Consider the following 17,199-nt stretch of genomic DNA (forward strand, 5'->3'; position numbering starts at 1 on the left):
TAGCACCGGCACCGCCGACACTGATTGCCCCTAGCTTAGCCTTTTGCCAGCGGCCGGCGAAAGCTTTGCCGGGTGGTTCGTTCAAGTTCTCCGGAAATGTCCTACAGAACGTGTCGGTAGCGAAAATGCTGGCCGCATCCCACCCTCAAGTCAGGTAGAATGCGCGCCCAGTTTTTGGAGAAGCGTATGACCCTGCTCAAATTCAGCGATGTGTCCCTTGCTTTCGGCGCTATGCCGTTGTTGGACAAGGTGTCCTGGCAGATCGCCCGTGGTGAGCGGGTGTGCATCATCGGCCGCAACGGCACCGGCAAGTCCAGCATGATGAAGCTGGTAAAGGGCGACCAGAAGCCCGATGACGGCTCTGTCTGGCGCGCCCCAGGCCTCAAGATTGGCGAATTGCCGCAGGAATTGCCGGTTGCCGACGGACGGACTGTGTTCGACGTGGTTGCCGAAGGCCTGGACGGTGTCGGTGAGTTGCTTGCGCAATACCATCACCTGGCCCAGAACTGCGTCACCGAAGCCGACCTGGACAAGCTGATGCACGTCCAGCAAGACCTCGAAGCCCGTGACGGCTGGCGCCTGCAGCAACTGGTCGACAGCACCCTGAGCCGCCTGCAGCTGCCGGCCGACAAGACCCTCGCCGAGTTGTCCGGCGGCTGGCGTCGTCGTGTGCTGCTGGCCCAGGCCCTGGTGTCCGAGCCGGACCTGCTGCTGCTCGACGAGCCAACCAACCACCTGGACATCGGCGCCATCGCCTGGCTGGAAGAAGCCCTCAAGGATTTCCAGGGCGCCGTGCTGTTCATCACGCATGACCGTTCCTTCCTGCAAAACCTCGCCACGCGGATCCTCGAGCTGGACCGTGGTGGCCTGATCGACTGGAACGGCGACTACGCCAGCTTCCTGGTGCACAAAGAGGCGACGCTGGCTGCCGAAGAAACCGCCAACGCGCTGTTCGACAAGAAACTGGCCCAGGAAGAAGTCTGGATCCGCCAGGGCATCAAGGCGCGTCGCACCCGTAACGAAGGCCGCGTGCGTGCCCTCAAGGCCCTGCGCGTAGAGCGCAGCGAACGTCGCGAGCGCACCGGCAAGGCCAATATCCAGCTGGATACCGCCGATAAGTCGGGCAAGCAGGTCATGGTGCTGGAGAACGTCAGCTTCCATCACCCGGATGGTCCGTTCCTGATCAAGGACTTCTCCATGGTCCTGCAGCGCGGCGACCGTATCGGCCTGTTGGGTGCCAACGGTACCGGCAAGACCACCTTGCTCAAGCTGATGCTCAATGGTCTGCAGCCGACCAGCGGCACGGTGGAAGAGGGCACGCGCATCGACGTGGCCTACTTCGACCAGTTGCGCCATCAGTTGGACCTGGAAAAGACCGTGATCGACAACGTCGCCGAAGGCCGCGACTTTATCGATATCGACGGCCAGAGCCGCCACGTACTCAGCTACCTGGGCGACTTCCTGTTCAGCCCGCAGCGTGCGCGTACACCCGTGAAGGCCTTGTCCGGTGGCGAGCGTGCGCGCCTGCTGCTGGCCAAGCTGTTCAGCAAGCCGGCCAACCTGCTGGTGCTCGACGAACCGACCAACGATCTCGACGTGGAAACCCTCGAGCTGCTGGAAGAGGTCCTGCTGACCTTCAACGGCACTGTGCTGATGGTCAGCCACGACCGGGCATTCCTCGACAACGTGGTCACCAGCACCCTGGTCTTCGAAGGTGAAGGCAAGGTGCGCGAATACGTCGGTGGTTACCAGGACTGGCTGCGTCAGGGCGGCTCGCCGCGCCTGTTGGGCGTGACCGAGAGCAAGTCCGGCAAGGCTGACCTGGCCTCGGCTGTGGTGGCTCCGGTGGAAGCGGCTGCACCGGCCCAGGAAGCGGCACCGGCGACCAAGAAGAAACTCAGCTACAAGCTGCAGCGTGAGCTGGAAGCCTTGCCGGGTGATATCGACGCCAAGGAACAGCAGATCGCCGCGGTAGAAGCGGAAATGGCTGACGCGGGTTTCTACCTGCGTCCGGCGGCGGAAACCGCCAAGGTCATCGCCTCCCTGGAGACGTTGAACCAGGAGCTGGAAGTGCTGGTCGAGCGTTGGGCCGAGCTGGATGCCTGAGTGACCTTCGTGCAATAAAAAAGCCCGGCGCCCTAATATGGGCGCCGGGCTTTTTCATATGAAATGCGGTTCAAATGTGGCCTTAAGAGGTTTTTACCAGCCTGACGGCCAATACATCGCACGGCGCACCGTGCAGCACATCATTGGCAGTAGAACCCAGCAGCAACGCCAAACCATGACGGCCATGGCTGCCGACCACGATCAGGTCGCAATGCTGCTCCTTGGCCAGGTGGTGGATTTCCTGGCGCGGTTGGCCGTAGGTGAGGTGGGAGTTTTCCTTGGTCACTTCGGGGTATTTGACGATCAGGCGGTCAAGGCGCTCCTTGGCCTGGTCGAACTGTTGTTGCTGCAGTTGGGAGAGGTCCATGGGCACGTCGCCGCCAAAGGCCATGGCCATGGGCTCGACGATATGCACCAGTGACAGTTTTGCGCCACTGGCAACGGCAAACGCTCGGGCGCGCTTGATCACTGGATCGCACTCTTCGGTCAGGTCTACGGCGACCAGAATATGTTCGTAGGACATGGGGCGTTCCTCCAGGGGACTGCAATAGATTCAGTATGGCTGCTTTCAAGCGGATAGGGTTGCGTCAGGTCAAATCCGCTCATCAGAAAAATCGGGAGTACACATATGACGGTCTGGATAGTGGTGTCAATCCTTGTCGTGGTTCTGAGCCCCCTGGCATGGCTGCGCCCATCGCGCCATCAGAGCGGGCGCATGGCCCTGCGCATGGAGGCACGCCGCATCGGCCTGGCCATGCAACTGGCGCCCCAGGAATGGCCGCACTGGCTCAAGCAAGAGCCGCCGAGCCCCTGTGCGCAGTACTGCCGACCCCGGCGCGGCAGTATGCCGGCCGTTTGGAGCTACTGGCAGCTGGAGCCGGGCGTGTGGGTCAATCAGTGGCGCGAAGTATGTGTGGATGAGAAGTTGTTGCCGCATTTTGCAACGCTGCCGGCGAATGTCTACAAGGTCGAGGCCGACAAGCAAATGATCGCCCTTTACTGGGGCGAGAAGGGGGAGGCGAGCGACCTGCTGGCCATTGATACATTGCTCAAGGCCCTGGCCTGATGCCTGTGTGTCAAAACCCAGGCAATAAAAAGCCCGAAAGCATCATCGGGCTGGAGTTGGCCAGGCAGGCCGGTAAATCCGGGTTTCCCGCGTAGGATGTTCATCCAGGCGCGTTACGGTTGTCGCTAGCCTAGCGGCATATCCGGTTCTGTACAGCGGTTTTCCCTATCTTTTTCATTATTGATTTCGTGAATAGTCGAATATTGACGAATCGCGGGCCTGGCCCCGGGGTTCTGAAATGACTGGAAAGTCGCGTTTTTCCTAGCCTTTCGAGCGATTGACAATTGCTCGGAATTGGATGAAGGTGGCGTACCCAAATCAAACGGGCGTATGAATTGAGCGTTTGTCTGTCAGACTGCTCATACAGAACCCCGACTATCGCATTGGCGGGTGTGCCTGGCGGATTGGCCTGAGCATTGACGAAATTATCAATGTCCAAGCATAGGCCAGCGTCCAATGTGTACTGTTCAGCTTCCATATCGTGGAGATCAGTTGATGATTTACGAAGGTAAAGCCATCACGGTTAAGGCTCTTGAAAGTGGCATCGTCGAACTGAAGTTCGACCTCAAGGGTGAGTCCGTCAACAAGTTCAACCGTCTAACCCTGAACGAACTGCGTCAGGCCGTAGACACCATCAAGGCTGATGCATCGATCAAAGGCGTGATCGTCTCCAGCGGCAAGGACGTGTTTATCGTCGGCGCTGACATCACCGAATTCGTCGACAACTTCAAGCTGCCCGATGCCGAGCTGGTGGCTGGCAACCTCGAAGCCAACAAGATTTTCAGCGATTTCGAAGACCTCAACGTACCCACCGTTGCCGCGATCAATGGCATCGCGCTGGGCGGCGGCCTGGAAATGTGCCTGGCGGCGGACTTCCGCGTCATGGCGGCCACCGCCAAGATCGGCCTGCCCGAAGTCAAGCTGGGCATCTACCCAGGCTTCGGCGGCACCGTGCGCCTGCCGCGCATCATTGGTGCCGACAACGCCATCGAGTGGATTGCCGCCGGCAAGGAAAACCGTGCCGAAGACGCACTGAAAGTCGGTGCCGTCGACGCCGTGGTGGCTGCGGACAAGCTGGCTGAAGCCGCGTTGAACCTGATCAAGGGCGCCATCAGCGGCGAATTTGACTACAAGGCCAAGCGTCAGCCGAAGCTGGAAAAACTCAAGCTCAACGCCATCGAACAAATGATGTCGTTCGAAACCGCCAAGGGTTTCGTGGCTGGCCAGGCTGGCCCGAACTACCCGGCGCCGGTTGAAGCGATCAAGACCATCCAGAAGGCCGCGAACTTCGGTCGCGACAAAGCCCTGGAAGTGGAAGCGGCAGGTTTCGTCAAACTGGCCAAGACCTCGGCGGCCCAGAGCCTGATCGGCCTGTTCCTGAACGACCAGGAACTGAAGAAAAAGGCCAAGGCCTACGACGAAATCGCCAAGGACGTGAAACAGGCTGCCGTGCTCGGCGCCGGTATCATGGGTGGCGGTATCGCCTATCAGTCGGCGTCCAAAGGCACGCCGATCCTGATGAAGGACATCAACGAGCACGGTATCGAACAGGGCCTGGCCGAAGCCGCCAAGCTGCTGGTCGGCCGCGTTGATAAAGGTCGCATGACGGCTGCGAAGATGGCTGAAGTGCTTAACGGCATTCGTCCTACGCTGTCCTACGGCGATTTCGGCCATGTCGACCTGGTGGTCGAAGCGGTTGTCGAGAATCCGAAGGTCAAGCAGGCGGTACTGGCTGAAGTTGAAGGCCACGTCAAAGACGACACCATCCTGGCGTCTAACACCTCGACCATTTCCATTTCGCTGCTGGCCAAGGCCCTCAAGCGTCCGGAAAACTTCGTCGGTATGCACTTCTTCAACCCGGTACACATGATGCCGCTGGTGGAAGTGATCCGTGGCGAGAAGTCCAGCGAGCTGGCGATTGCCACCACCGTTGCCTACGCCAAGAAAATGGGCAAGAACCCGATCGTGGTCAACGACTGCCCGGGCTTCCTGGTCAACCGCGTGCTGTTCCCGTACTTCGGCGGTTTCGCCAAGCTGGTCAGCGCCGGTGTGGACTTCGTGCGCATCGACAAGGTCATGGAAAAATTCGGCTGGCCTATGGGCCCGGCGTACCTGATGGACGTGGTCGGCATCGACACCGGCCACCACGGTCGTGACGTGATGGCTGAAGGCTTCCCGGACCGCATGAAAGACGACCGCCGTTCGGCGATCGACGCGCTCTACGAGGCCAAGCGCCTGGGCCAGAAGAACGGCAAGGGTTTCTACGCCTACGAGGCGGACAAGAAGGGCAAGCAGAAGAAAGTGGCCGACCCGTCGGTGCACGAAGTGCTGGCTCCGGTCATCTACGAACAGCGTGAAGTGTCCGACGAGGACATCATCAACTGGATGATGATCGCCCTGTGCCTGGAAACCGTGCGTTGCCTGGAAGACGGCATCGTTGAAACCGCCGCCGAAGCCGATATGGGCCTGGTGTACGGTATTGGCTTCCCTCCATTCCGTGGTGGTGCGCTGCGTTACATCGATTCGATCGGTGTGGCCGAGTTCGTTGCCCTGGCTGATCAATACGCTGATCTGGGCCCGCTGTACCACCCGACCGCGAAGCTGCGTGAGATGGCCAAGAACGGCCAGCGCTTCTTCGGTTAAGTGCCCAGACGACTAGAGCGAGAATATTTATGAGCTTGAATCCAAGAGACGTCGTGATTGTCGACTTCGGTCGTACGCCGATGGGCCGCTCCAAGGGCGGCATGCACCGCAACACCCGCGCTGAAGACATGTCGGCGCACCTGATCAGCAAACTGCTGGAACGTAACGTCAAGGTCGACCCGAACGAAGTCGAAGACGTGATCTGGGGCTGCGTCAACCAGACCCTGGAGCAGGGCTGGAACATTGCGCGCATGGCGTCGTTGATGACGCAGATCCCGCACACGGCAGCCGGCCAGACCGTCAGCCGCCTGTGTGGCTCGTCCATGAGTGCGCTGCACACCGCCGCCCAGGCGATCATGACCGGCAACGGTGATGTGTTCGTGGTCGGTGGCGTGGAGCACATGGGCCACGTCAGCATGATGCACGGCGTCGATCCCAACCCGCACATGTCCCTGTACGCGGCAAAAGCCTCGGGCATGATGGGCCTGACCGCGGAAATGCTCGGCAAGATGCACGGCATTACTCGTGAAGCCCAGGACGCGTTCGGCGTGCGTTCCCACCAGCTCGCCCACAAGGCGACCGTGGAAGGCAAGTTCAAGGATGAAATCATCCCGATGAACGGTTACGACGAGAACGGCTTCCTCAAACTGTTCGACTACGACGAAACCATTCGTCCGGATACCACCCTGGAAAGCCTGGCGGCCCTCAAGCCTGCCTTCAATCCAAAGGGCGGCACCGTGACGGCGGGTACTTCGTCGCAAATCACCGACGGTGCCTCGTGCATGATCGTAATGTCGGCGCAGCGTGCCCAGGACCTCGGCATCCAGCCGCTGGCGGTGATTCGCTCGATGGCGGTGGCGGGTGTGGACCCGGCAATCATGGGCTATGGTCCAGTACCGGCGACACAAAAAGCCTTGAAGCGCGCGGGCCTGACCATCTCCGATATCGACTTCTTCGAGCTCAACGAAGCTTTCGCTGCACAGGCCCTGCCGGTGCTGAAAGATTTGAAAGTGCTCGACAAGATGAACGAGAAGGTTAACCTGCACGGCGGTGCGATTGCCCTGGGCCACCCATTCGGTTGCTCCGGTGCGCGTATTTCCGGCACTTTGCTTAACGTGATGAAGCAAAATGGCGGTAACCTTGGGGTTGCAACCATGTGCATTGGTCTCGGCCAAGGCATCTCCACCGTCTTCGAACGCGTCTAAGCGTTGAGTCGACGGAAGCCGGGGCCCAGTGCCCCGGTTTTTGTTTTTTGGAATTTTTAATATTTTTTTCAACAAATTTTGTAAGGGGGCCAGAGCATGAAAGTCGAACCAGGGCTCTACCAACATTATAAAGGTCCGCAGTACCGCGTTTTCAGCGTGGCACGGCATTCCGAGACCGAAGAAGAAGTGGTGTTCTACCAAGCACTGTATGGCGATTACGGCTTTTGGGTGCGCCCCTTGAGCATGTTCCTGGAGACCGTCGAAGTTGACGGCGAGCAGGTCCCGCGCTTTGCTTTGGTCCAGGTCGAACCCAGTCTTTTTTCAGGGCAATAACAGCAGGTCGCGCAGAATGCTGCGCTTGACCTCACCTTGTTGCCACTATATATAGCGTTGCCGCGTCAGGCGCCAACTGCCTTTCACTTCTCGAATTCAGGAATTTTCCGATCCATGGGCAAATCGCTGGTCATTGTGGAATCCCCGGCTAAGGCCAAGACCATCAACAAGTACTTGGGCAACGAGTACGTGGTGAAGTCGAGTATCGGCCATATCCGAGACCTGCCCACCAGCGGTTCGGCTAGCGCCAGCAAGGAGCCTGCCGCCAAGCGCGGCAAGGCGGCTGCGGGCGAAGGTCCGGTGCTCACGCCTAAAGAGAAAGCGCGCAAGCAGCTGGTCTCGCGCATGGGTGTGGACCCGGATCATGGCTGGAAGGCCAAGTACGAAATCCTTCCGGGCAAGGAAAAGGTCATCGAAGAGCTGCGCCGGCTCGCCAAGGATGCCGACACCATCTATCTCGCAACGGACTTGGACCGCGAAGGGGAAGCCATTGCCTGGCACCTGCGGGAAGCCATCGGCGGTGATGACAGCCGCTACAAGCGTGTGGTGTTCAACGAAATCACCAAGAAAGCCATCCAGGAAGCCTTCTCCAAGCCGGGCGAGCTGGACATCGATCGCGTCAACGCCCAGCAGGCCCGTCGTTTCCTCGACCGCGTCGTGGGCTACATGGTCTCGCCGCTGCTGTGGGCCAAGATAGCCCGTGGCCTGTCCGCCGGCCGTGTGCAATCGGTAGCGGTCAAGCTGGTGGTGGAGCGCGAACGTGAGATCCGTGCGTTCAACCCCGAGGAATACTGGGAAGTCCACGCCGACCTGGGCACCGCCAAGGGCGCCAACGTGCGCTTCGAAGTGGCCCGTGAGAAAGGCGAGGCGTTCAAGCCGCTGAACGAAGCCCAGGCCATGGCCGCGCTGGAGAAGCTCAAGGCCTCCAGCTACAGCATCGTCAAGCGTGAAGACAAACCGACCAGCAGCAAGCCGTCGGCGCCGTTCATCACCTCCACCCTGCAACAGGCCGCGAGCAACCGCCTGGGCTTCGGGGTGAAGAAAACCATGATGATGGCCCAGCGTCTGTACGAAGCCGGCTACATCACTTATATGCGTACCGACTCCACCAACCTGTCGCAAGACGCGGTGGCGATGGCGCGTACCTATATTGAAAGCGAATTCGGCAAGAAGTACCTGCCGGAAAAACCGAACGTCTACAGCAGCAAAGAAGGCGCCCAGGAGGCTCACGAAGCGATTCGTCCTTCCGATGCCAACACCGAGCCAAGCAAGCTGAGTGGAATGGAGCGCGACGCTGAGCGCCTCTACGAGCTGATCTGGCGCCAGTTCCTGGCTTGCCAGATGCTGCCGGCGCAATACCTGTCCACTACCGTCAGTGTCGGCGCCGGGGACTTCGAGCTGCGCGCCAAGGGCCGTATCCTCAAGTTCGACGGCTACACCCGGGTGATGCCGCAGATCGCCAAGCCTGGCGATGACGATGTGCTGCCGGACATGGCCCAGGGCGACACGTTGAAGCTGATCAAGCTCGACCCGTCCCAGCACTTCACCAAGCCGCCGGCGCGTTATTCGGAAGCCAGCCTGGTGAAAGAGATGGAGAAGCGCGGTATCGGTCGTCCGTCGACCTACGCGGCGATCATCTCCACCATCCAGGACCGTGGCTACGTCGCGCTGCACAACCGTCGTTTCTATTCGGAAAAGATGGGCGATATCGTTACCGAGCGCCTGTCCGAGAGCTTTTCCAACCTGATGGACTACGGCTTTACCGCCGGTATGGAAGAGAACCTCGATGACGTGGCCCAGGGCGAGCGCGACTGGAAAAACGTGCTCGACGAGTTCTACGGCGACTTCAAGAAAAAACTCGAAGTGGCCGAAAGCCCCGAGAGCGGCATGCGTGCCAACCAGCCGGTGATGACCGACATCCCGTGCCTGACCTGTGGCCGTCCGATGCAGATTCGTACCGCATCCACCGGCGTGTTCCTCGGTTGCTCGGGCTACAGCCTGCCGCCGAAAGAACGCTGCAAGGCCACCGTCAACCTGGTGCCGGGCGATGAAATCGCCGCCGACGACGAGGGTGAATCCGAGTCGCTGGTACTGCGTGGCAAGCACCGCTGCCCGATCTGCAGTACGGCGATGGACGCCTACCTGCTGGACGAGAAGCACAAGTTGCACATCTGCGGTAACAACCCGGATTGCGACGGCTACGAGATCGAAGAGGGCAGCTACCGCATCAAGGGCTATGAAGGCCCGAGCCTGGAATGCGATAAGTGCGGCAGCGAGATGCAGCTCAAAACCGGCCGCTTCGGCAAGTTTTTCGGGTGCACCAACCCGACCTGCAAGAACACGCGCAAACTGCTGAAAAGCGGTGACGCGGCGCCGCCGAAGATGGACCCGGTGAAGATGCCGGAACTCAAGTGCGAGAAGGTCAACGACACCTACATCCTGCGTGATGGCGCCTCGGGCCTGTTCCTGGCGGCCAGCCAGTTCCCGAAAAACCGCGAGACCCGAGCGCCGTTGGTGCTGGAGATCGTGCCGCACAAGGACGAGATCGATCCGAAGTACCACTTCCTGTGTGAAGCGCCGAAGAAGGACCCGGATGGTCGCCCAGCCGTGATCCGCTACAGCCGCAAGACCAAGGAGCAGTACGTGCAGACCGAAGTGGACGGCAAGCCAACCGGCTGGAAAGCGTTCTACGACGGTGGCAAGTGGAAGGTCGAGGACAAGCGCCAGGGCGCTTGACCCGTCGGATGCGCTGAAGATCCAATGTGGGAGGGGGCTTGCCCCCGATAGCGGTATATCAGTCGACATGTGTATGACTGATGCTTCGCTATCGGGGGCAAGCCCCCTCCCACATTTGGATCTGTTTGGATCTGAAAGTCGAGTTTTGACCCGCATAAGCAGCGGTTTATTGCACTTGCAGTAGGCTCGGCTGATCCGTGACACTGTTCAGCCAGCATCACGCTTATTCGTTGTGGAGATTGCCGTTATGGCCAACGAGCTCTATACCCGTACCAATCAGAAAATTTATTTTGCGGGTTTGTCCCTGGAAGCCCTTGGCCGTGCCGAGGAGGGGAAGGAGATGAACGCGATCGCGCTGGTCCAGGCCGGGCGTGAAGCCGCGTTGTTCCACCTGTATGGTGCGTTACTGGGCTTGTGTCATGAGATCGCCGGGTTCTACCGTTTGCCCCAGGCCGGTTCGCCCCGTGCGGAAATGATCATGAATCGTGAGGTGCTGGAAAGCATGGCGATCCCTGAGCTGGCCGAGTTGGTGGAAATGGCGCAGAGCCCTGACAGCTGGGTCGCGCGTCTGCTTAAGGCCCATGCGGATATGTTTCAGCCACCCCGTGTTCCCCATGTGCCCAAGGGCGATGTGACCCAGCCCTTGATCGTGGCGGTAGCGCTGGAAGAGGAAGAGCCCGAGCCACTGAGTCGCGAAGAGTTGGAAGGCTGGCGTCAGGCGCTGAAAAAGATGGCATTGCGCTTTCGTGAAGGTTTGAACGAGTGCTGAACATTGGTCGGATTCACATGGCACCGTTCATCAAGCCGTAAAGAAACCTCTTCAGATCCTCAGCGAGGCCGGGCGGATGACTGATATAATCCCGGCCTTTCGTGGAGAACAGACTTTTATGCCGACGTCCTTTCTGGAAATTGTTGAGTTGCCTGACGGCCGAATCGAGCTGCGCCGGGCCGAGGACGAAGGTTCTCTGGTTATCCTGGATTTTTCCGAGGACGCCAAGGTGTTCCTGCAGGGCCAGCACGTGGAAGTGGCAAAAGCCATGTTGAGCGTTGGTGTGCAGATGGCCGGTCGCCTGGCAGAAGGCGAGCCCGAGAAAGAAGACGGCCCGCGCGTTCTTCACTGAGTGTGGCAAGTGGGTTCGCTGTTGTGGCAAGCCCGCTCACCACAACAGGCCCCCTCCACAGGGATAGCCTGCGGCACACAGAATTAACCCAATCTAATATTCAAGCTCTGTGCATCGCCGGTACGCGCTGCGCTGATCAGCTGTCCCTTGGCAGTGGCATTCAGCGGGTTGAGCCAGCTCACCACGGTGTGGCTACGGCCCAGGCGCAAGGCTTCACAGGTTAACTGCTGAGCACTTTGCGCACCGCGGGGTTGCAGCAACAGGATGCGCTCGCGATTAAGGCCGGCATCCCGCAGCCAGGCCTGGGTCAGGCTGGCGGGCGGGGCGATCAGCGTCAACCAGCGTGCATCCTGTTCCTCGCTCAGTTCACGAAGGATCGGCGCCAGCAGGCTCAGGCAGCTCCCGGCCGCACCGCGCAACGACAGTTCACTGAACGCCTCAGGTTCGGCGCTCCAGGGCGCCTCGACCGTTTCCTTGAGGATGGGCGCAAGGGGTTGGGCCATAAAGGCCTCGAACAGCGACAGTTGTGTGTGTTGGGGGGTGTGCACGAGCTGCATGATGCCTCCTTTAGCGGCGAATGACGCCGACGCTCAGGCCTTCGATCACCAGGTCCTGATCTTTCAGGTTCACTTCAATCGGGGCGAACTCAGGGTTCTCGGCCAGGAGCCAGACCTTGCTGCCTTCGCGCTTGAAGCGTTTGACGGTGACTTCATCGCCGATACGGGCGACGACGATCTGGCCATTACGGGCTTCGCGGGTAGTGTGGACGGCCAGCAGGTCGCCATCGAAGATCCCTACGTCCTTCATGCTCATGCCGTGCACCCGCAACAGGTAGTCGGCGCGAGGATGGAAGAAGGTCGGGTTGATGTTGCAGGATTCCTCGACGTGCTGCTGCGCCAGGATGGGCGCACCGGCGGCGACGCGACCGATGATCGGCAGTGTCGATTCGTCGGCCTTGGCTTCGAAGCCAGGGATGCGAATACCCCGTGAAGCACCGGGGGTCATCTCGATCGCGCCTTTGCGAGCGAGGGCCTTGAGGTGTTCTTCGGCGGCGTTGGGGGACTTGAACCCCAGTTCCAGCGCAATTTCCGCTCGTGTCGGCGGGTAGCCGTTGTCATCGAGGCAGCGCTTGATAAAAGCCAGAATCTCAGCTTGGCGTGGCGTCAGTTTTAGCATGTTGATCGCTCTGTCTTTTTATACAGTGACTGGGATTATATACAGTGGACTGCACTTGGCAATCATCCTTTTCTGCGCCTCCGCTGGACGGTCATTCGTCAAGTGTCCTACAAGGCAGAGATAGCGCTGCCTACAGACTTGGGAGTATGTGATTAAATAGCGATGAAATAGATGACTGCCCGGCCGGAAAGCGAACTTGCAGGCTTGACAAGACACACCCTGAAACGTATGTTTCAAACAAGTGTTTGTCAGGCGGAGTATCCATGGCCCAGTCGGAAACCGTTGAACGCATTCTCGATGCTGCCGAGCAATTGTTCGCGGAAAAAGGATTTGCTGAAACTTCATTGCGGCTGATCACCAGCAAAGCCGGGGTCAACCTCGCCGCAGTGAACTACCATTTCGGCTCGAAAAAGGCCCTGATCCAGGCGGTATTCTCGCGCTTCCTGGGTCCGTTCTGTGCCAGCCTCGACCGTGAACTCGAGCGCCGCCAGGCCAAGGCCGACCACAAGCCGACCCTGGAAGACCTGCTGGAAATGCTCGTGGAGCAGGCGCTGGTGGTTCAGCCACGCAGCGGCAATGACCTGTCGATCTTCATGCGCCTGTTGGGCCTGGCATTCAGCCAGAGCCAGGGCCACTTGCGCCGTTACCTGGAAGACATGTACGGCAAGGTATTCCGCCGCTATATGTTGCTGGTCAACGAAGCCGCCCCGCGTATTCCGCCGATCGAACTGTTCTGGCGCGTGCACTTCATGCTCGGTGCGGCCGCATTCAGCATGTCCGGGATCAAGGCGTTGCGTGCGATTGCCGAGACCGATTTCGGCGTGAACACTTCTATTGAGCAGGTCATGCGCCTGATGGTGCCATTCCTTGCCGCCGGTATGCGCGCTGAAACCGGCGTGACCGACTCGGCCATGGCTGCCGCCCAATTGCGCCCGCGCAGCAAATCCACGCCAGCTGCCGCCAAGGTTTGACCGCTCCGGGTGTGCGCGGCCGCTTGCATCCGCTAAGCTAGCTGCCCATGCCGAATTCAGCTATTTACTCGCAACCTGTTGTCCTCACTGCGCCTGGTGGGGTCAACGGGTTGTGTGCGTTATTTAAGGAAGGTTTATGACTGCTGCCCTGCAAGGTTCTTTGATGGTCGACGTGGCCGGTACTTGGCTGACGGCCGAGGATCGCCACCTGTTGCGCCAGCCTGAAGTCGGTGGCCTGATCATTTTTGCGCGCAATATCGAGCACCCGCGGCAGGTGCGGGAATTGAGCGCGGCGATTCGTGCCGTGCGCCCGGACCTGCTGCTGGCGGTCGACCAGGAAGGCGGTCGTGTCCAGCGCCTGCGCCAGGGCTTTGTGCGCCTGCCGGCCATGCGCGCGTTGGCGGACAACCCCAGCGCCGAGTACCTGGCCGAGCAGTGCGGCTGGATCATGGCCACTGAAGTACTGGCGGTCGGTCTCGACCTGAGCTTCGCCCCGGTACTGGACCTGGACTACCAGCGCAGCGCCGTGGTCGGCACCCGTTCCTTCGAGGGCAATCCCGAGCGCGCCGCCGTGCTCGCCGGTGCCTTTATCCGAGGCATGAACAGCGCCGGCATGGCCGCCACCGGTAAACACTTCCCGGGCCATGGCTGGGCCGAGGCTGATTCCCACGTCGCGATTCCCAATGATGAACGCAGCCTGGAACAGATTCGCGCCAATGACCTGGTGCCTTTCGCACGCCTGAGCAAGCAGTTGGCGGCAGTGATGCCGGCGCATGTTATCTACCCGCAGGTGGATGCGCAGCCTGCCGGTTTCTCACGCCGCTGGTTGCAGGACATCCTGCGCGGCGAGTTGCAGTTCGATGGGGTGATTTTCAGCGATGACCTGTCGATGGCTGGCGCCCATGTGGTCGGCGACGCCGCCAGTCGGATCGAGGCGGCGCTGACCGCCGGTTGCGACATGGGGCTGGTGTGCAACGATCGTGCGGCGGCTGAGCTGGCGCTGAGTGCGGCGCAGCGCATGAAGGTCACGCCGTCGGCCCGCATCGCGCGTATGCGTGGGCAGGCGATTGCTTCGACTGACTACAAGCAGGATCCGCGCTGGCTCACCGCACTGGGCGCTTTGCGGGATGCACAGCTGATCTAGCGCTTTTCCTGCTTATTGGGCAACGGCGCAAACAACGCCTCGATATCGTCGTTGCCCAACTGCCAATCCCCCGTCGTACGCCCATCCAGCACGCCCGCTGCCAGGTCGGATTTTTCCTTCTGCAGGTGCTGGATTTTCTCCTCCACCGTGCCCCGCGCAATCATCTTATAGACGAACACCGGCTTCTCCTGGCCGATGCGGTATGCACGGTCGGTGGCCTGGTTCTCGGTGGCCGGGTTCCACCAAGGGTCGTAGTGAATCACGGTGTCGGCTTCGGTCAGGTTCAGGCCCACGCCACCGGCCTTCAGGCTGATCAGGAAAATCTGCAACTTGCCGCTCTGGAAATCCTTCACCGGTGTGCGCCGGTCGCGGGTCTGGCCCGTCAACAGGGCGTAAGCGACACCGCGCTTTTTCAGCTCCACTTCGATCAGGCTCAACATCGAGGTGAACTGGGAAAACAACAGGATCCGGCGACCTTCCTCAAACAGCTCTTCGAGCATTTCCATCAGGCTGTCGAGCTTGCCCGAGCTGCTGCCGCGGGTGGGCAGGGTCGCGTCGTTGACCAGGCGCAGGTCGCAGCACACCTGGCGTAGCTTCAGCAGTGCTTCAAGGATGATGATCTGGCTGCGCGCCACGCCTTTGCGGGTGATTTCGTCGCGGACCTTTTTATCCATGGCCAGGCGCATGGTTTCGTACACATCACGCTGAGCCTCATTGAGATCGACCCAGTGAATGATCTCGGTCTTGGGCGGCAGCTCCGTGGCCACCTGCTCCTTGGTGCGGCGCAGCAGGAAGGGTTTGATACGGCCGTTGAGGTGCTGCAATCGCATCTCACTGGCGCGCTTTTCGATGGGAACACGGTAGTCGCGGTTGAAGCTCTTGACGTCGCCCAGCCAGCCCGGCAGCAGGAAGTGGAACAGCGACCACAACTCGCCCAGGTGGTTTTCCAGCGGTGTACCGCTCAGGCACAGGCGCTGCCGGGCATTCAGCTCGCGCGCGGCCTGGGCAGCCTTACTGGAAGGGTTCTTGATGTACTGGGCTTCATCGAGGATCAGCACATGCAAGGGCAGGGCGGCCAGGTGCTCGATGTCCTTGGGTAGCAGGGCGTAGGTGGTCAACAGCAGGTCGTAGTCCTGCAGGCTGGCGAAGTGTTTTTTGCGCGTGGCCCCGTACAGCGCCAGCACCTTGAGTTGCGGGGTGAAGTGCGCCGCTTCGTCGAGCCAGTTGGGGATCAGGCTGGTGGGCATCACCACCATGCACGGCCGGTCCAGGCGCCCGGCGATCTTTTCACTGAGGATATGCGCCAGGGTCTGCAGGGTTTTGCCCAGGCCCATGTCATCCGCAAGTATGCCGCCCACCTCCAGTTGGCGCAGCGACTGCATCCAGCTCAACCCTTCCAGCTGATAAGGTCGCAAGGTCGCGTTCAGGCCTTCGGGCGCCACGCAGGTGAAGTCCTTGATGTCCCGCAGGCGCTGGGCAAAGTTGCGGATCTTCTCGCCGCCCTCCCATTGCAGGGGCAGGTCTTCCAGCGGGTTGAGGCGAATAGCATCGGCCTTGGCCAGGCGCAGCGCGGTGGTGCCGGGCTCCTGCAGGTAAAACTCGCCGAGGGTGGCCAGTACCGGTTTCAGGCGGCCGTAGGGCAGGGCCACTTGCAGCGGGCCGTGGCCGCCATTGGGCAGGCCGGGAATATTCACCAGGATCAGCTCGTCATCCCGGCGCCGCGCGAGTTTTTCCGGGTTGAGGATCTCGGTGTGGGAGCGCATCAGGTTGAGCAGGATCGGCAGCAGGCTCAGGCGCTCACCGTTGACGATAATCCCCAGTTCCAGGTCGAACCAGTCGCGCTCGGGGCCTTCATCGACGGTGGCGTACCAGTCGTCGACGGCGCTCAGGTCAAACCCGAAGTCATCATCGATCTGCAGTTCCCAACCCTCGGCCCGCAGGGTCGGCGAGGCGTTGAGGGTGAAGTTCAGCCAGGCGCTGTCATTGACCATCTCGAACAGCTCGCCGGCGCTTTCCGGCAAGGCCTTGCTCTGGCGCGTGGCGATCTTGAAACCGAGCAGGCGCAGTTGTTCGCGATAGGGCTGCTCCAGCTCGGGATGGCGCTTGATGCGCAGGCTCTGGGTTTCCTGGCGCACGATGATGTCGGCGTTCTTCTGCCCGCTGACATAGTTGCCCAGGTAGTTGAACGACAACGCCGCACGGTGCTGGATATAGCGTTGCATCTTGCCGTTGCGCGGCTCAAATGCGCTGAACTCGACGCTGGCCAGCCACAGGCGCGGCACGGGCACCACATCCTCCATCACCACCTGCGGCAACACCACGCGGTTATCCAGCACGGCCTGGAGTTTTTCCAGCAACTCGGCATCCTGGGCCGCCGCCGGGTAGGCCAGGGTTTCCTGGACCTTGAGCAGCACCGCCGCGATGTGTTTGCAGTTGGTGTGCACCGGGCAGGTACAGCGGCTGTCCACCAGGATCAGCGCGCCCTTGGCAGATTCGCGCAATGAGATGGTCTGCCGGTAAACGTTGCCCCCCGAGCCTTCGCAACTGGCGATGATGGTGCTGTCGCCGGACTCGACGATGCGCACACGGTTTTCCAGGGCATAGCGCCGCCCGCGCTCCAGGCTTTGTTCTTTGAAGCGATTGGCCCATGAAGGGGCCAGGGGTTTGGTCAACGGCGACGTCAGGGGCATGGCGCTGG

At 60.5% G+C, this 17,199-nt stretch carries 14 protein-coding genes; 10 read left to right on the forward strand and 4 right to left on the reverse strand.

Annotated features, from left to right (window positions below; genetic code table 11):
- Positions 1 to 186 precede the first annotated feature (186 nt).
- Positions 187 to 2,106 carry an ATP-binding cassette domain-containing protein gene (locus tag J1N02_RS21920; RefSeq protein ID WP_065938947.1) on the forward strand — a complete coding sequence of 640 codons (1,920 nt, stop codon included), beginning with the start codon at positions 187 to 189 and terminating at the stop codon, positions 2,104 to 2,106.
- An 82-nt stretch (positions 2,107 to 2,188) separates the two neighbouring features.
- Here J1N02_RS21920 and J1N02_RS21925 read toward each other — a convergent pair whose 3' ends face one another.
- The gene (locus J1N02_RS21925; protein WP_027604244.1) at positions 2,189 to 2,629 is read right to left on the reverse strand and encodes a universal stress protein; all 441 of its coding nucleotides are present in this window, start codon (positions 2,627 to 2,629) and stop codon (positions 2,189 to 2,191) included.
- A gap of 105 nt (positions 2,630 to 2,734) precedes the next feature.
- Here J1N02_RS21925 and J1N02_RS21930 point away from each other — a divergent pair, with 105 nt between their 5' ends.
- The 7 genes from J1N02_RS21930 (at position 2,735) to J1N02_RS21960 (ending at position 11,210) form a co-directional block, all read left to right on the forward strand.
- Positions 2,735 to 3,172 (forward strand): hypothetical protein, encoded by a 438-nt coding sequence (locus J1N02_RS21930; RefSeq protein ID WP_027604243.1) that lies wholly within the window; start codon positions 2,735 to 2,737, stop codon positions 3,170 to 3,172.
- Positions 3,173 to 3,667: 495 nt separating this feature from the next.
- On the forward strand, positions 3,668 to 5,815 hold the full coding sequence (gene fadB / locus J1N02_RS21935; protein ID WP_027604242.1) for a fatty acid oxidation complex subunit alpha FadB: 2,148 nt from the start codon (positions 3,668 to 3,670) through the stop codon (positions 5,813 to 5,815).
- A 29-nt stretch (positions 5,816 to 5,844) separates the two neighbouring features.
- Entirely contained in the window at positions 5,845 to 7,020 is a 1,176-nt protein-coding gene (fadA, locus tag J1N02_RS21940; RefSeq protein ID WP_026136849.1) for an acetyl-CoA C-acyltransferase FadA, read from the forward strand.
- Between the two features lie 96 nt (positions 7,021 to 7,116).
- Positions 7,117 to 7,353 (forward strand): DUF1653 domain-containing protein, encoded by a 237-nt coding sequence (locus J1N02_RS21945; RefSeq protein WP_027604241.1) that lies wholly within the window; start codon positions 7,117 to 7,119, stop codon positions 7,351 to 7,353.
- Positions 7,354 to 7,467: 114 nt separating this feature from the next.
- Positions 7,468 to 10,089: a type I DNA topoisomerase gene (gene topA, locus J1N02_RS21950; RefSeq protein WP_027604240.1), complete on the forward strand. Its 2,622-nt coding sequence runs from the start codon at positions 7,468 to 7,470 to the stop codon at positions 10,087 to 10,089.
- A gap of 247 nt (positions 10,090 to 10,336) precedes the next feature.
- Entirely contained in the window at positions 10,337 to 10,858 is a 522-nt protein-coding gene (locus J1N02_RS21955) for a DUF6586 family protein (protein ID WP_027604239.1), read from the forward strand.
- A 118-nt stretch (positions 10,859 to 10,976) separates the two neighbouring features.
- Positions 10,977 to 11,210: a hypothetical protein gene (locus tag J1N02_RS21960; RefSeq protein ID WP_010212068.1), complete on the forward strand. Its 234-nt coding sequence runs from the start codon at positions 10,977 to 10,979 to the stop codon at positions 11,208 to 11,210.
- 83 nt (positions 11,211 to 11,293) lie between these two features.
- On the opposite strand, the gene sulA is transcribed toward J1N02_RS21960, so the two are convergent.
- Together sulA and lexA are read right to left on the reverse strand one after the other, a co-directional pair.
- Positions 11,294 to 11,767, reverse strand: coding sequence for an SOS-induced cell division inhibitor SulA (sulA, locus tag J1N02_RS21965; RefSeq protein WP_092358973.1), 474 nt, complete (start codon positions 11,765 to 11,767; stop codon positions 11,294 to 11,296).
- 10 nt (positions 11,768 to 11,777) lie between these two features.
- Positions 11,778 to 12,386, reverse strand: coding sequence for a transcriptional repressor LexA (lexA, locus tag J1N02_RS21970; protein WP_003172575.1), 609 nt, complete (start codon positions 12,384 to 12,386; stop codon positions 11,778 to 11,780).
- A gap of 263 nt (positions 12,387 to 12,649) precedes the next feature.
- On the opposite strand from lexA, the gene J1N02_RS21975 reads away from it, so the two are divergent.
- Entirely contained in the window at positions 12,650 to 13,357 is a 708-nt protein-coding gene (locus J1N02_RS21975) for a TetR/AcrR family transcriptional regulator (protein WP_027604237.1), read from the forward strand.
- A 136-nt stretch (positions 13,358 to 13,493) separates the two neighbouring features.
- On the forward strand, positions 13,494 to 14,501 hold the full coding sequence (gene nagZ / locus J1N02_RS21980) for a beta-N-acetylhexosaminidase (RefSeq protein WP_092358975.1): 1,008 nt from the start codon (positions 13,494 to 13,496) through the stop codon (positions 14,499 to 14,501).
- On the opposite strand, the gene J1N02_RS21985 is transcribed toward nagZ, so the two are convergent.
- Positions 14,498 to 17,191, reverse strand: coding sequence for a DEAD/DEAH box helicase (locus J1N02_RS21985; protein WP_098480188.1), 2,694 nt, complete (start codon positions 17,189 to 17,191; stop codon positions 14,498 to 14,500). The genes nagZ and J1N02_RS21985 overlap by 4 nt on opposite strands.
- Between the last annotated feature and the right edge of the window lie 8 nt (positions 17,192 to 17,199).

Origin of the sequence: Pseudomonas sp. NFX5, assembly GCF_049132125.1 — a bacterium.
Lineage (GTDB): Bacteria > Pseudomonadota > Gammaproteobacteria > Pseudomonadales > Pseudomonadaceae > Aquipseudomonas > Aquipseudomonas marginalis.

What these genes read in the sequence shown, in the direction of transcription:
- J1N02_RS21920 (WP_065938947.1), top strand. Translation starts at nt 187, where the DNA reads ATGACCCTGCTCAAATTCAGCGATGTGTCCCTTGCTTTCGGCGCTATG.
- J1N02_RS21925 (WP_027604244.1), bottom strand. Translation starts at nt 2,629, where the DNA reads ATGTCCTACGAACATATTCTGGTCGCCGTAGACCTGACCGAAGAGTGC.
- J1N02_RS21930 (WP_027604243.1), top strand. Translation starts at nt 2,735, where the DNA reads ATGACGGTCTGGATAGTGGTGTCAATCCTTGTCGTGGTTCTGAGCCCC.
- fadB (WP_027604242.1), top strand. Translation starts at nt 3,668, where the DNA reads ATGATTTACGAAGGTAAAGCCATCACGGTTAAGGCTCTTGAAAGTGGC.
- fadA (WP_026136849.1), top strand. Translation starts at nt 5,845, where the DNA reads ATGAGCTTGAATCCAAGAGACGTCGTGATTGTCGACTTCGGTCGTACG.
- J1N02_RS21945 (WP_027604241.1), top strand. Translation starts at nt 7,117, where the DNA reads ATGAAAGTCGAACCAGGGCTCTACCAACATTATAAAGGTCCGCAGTAC.
- topA (WP_027604240.1), top strand. Translation starts at nt 7,468, where the DNA reads ATGGGCAAATCGCTGGTCATTGTGGAATCCCCGGCTAAGGCCAAGACC.
- J1N02_RS21955 (WP_027604239.1), top strand. Translation starts at nt 10,337, where the DNA reads ATGGCCAACGAGCTCTATACCCGTACCAATCAGAAAATTTATTTTGCG.
- J1N02_RS21960 (WP_010212068.1), top strand. Translation starts at nt 10,977, where the DNA reads ATGCCGACGTCCTTTCTGGAAATTGTTGAGTTGCCTGACGGCCGAATC.
- sulA (WP_092358973.1), bottom strand. Translation starts at nt 11,767, where the DNA reads ATGCAGCTCGTGCACACCCCCCAACACACACAACTGTCGCTGTTCGAG.
- lexA (WP_003172575.1), bottom strand. Translation starts at nt 12,386, where the DNA reads ATGCTAAAACTGACGCCACGCCAAGCTGAGATTCTGGCTTTTATCAAG.
- J1N02_RS21975 (WP_027604237.1), top strand. Translation starts at nt 12,650, where the DNA reads ATGGCCCAGTCGGAAACCGTTGAACGCATTCTCGATGCTGCCGAGCAA.
- nagZ (WP_092358975.1), top strand. Translation starts at nt 13,494, where the DNA reads ATGACTGCTGCCCTGCAAGGTTCTTTGATGGTCGACGTGGCCGGTACT.
- J1N02_RS21985 (WP_098480188.1), bottom strand. Translation starts at nt 17,191, where the DNA reads ATGCCCCTGACGTCGCCGTTGACCAAACCCCTGGCCCCTTCATGGGCC.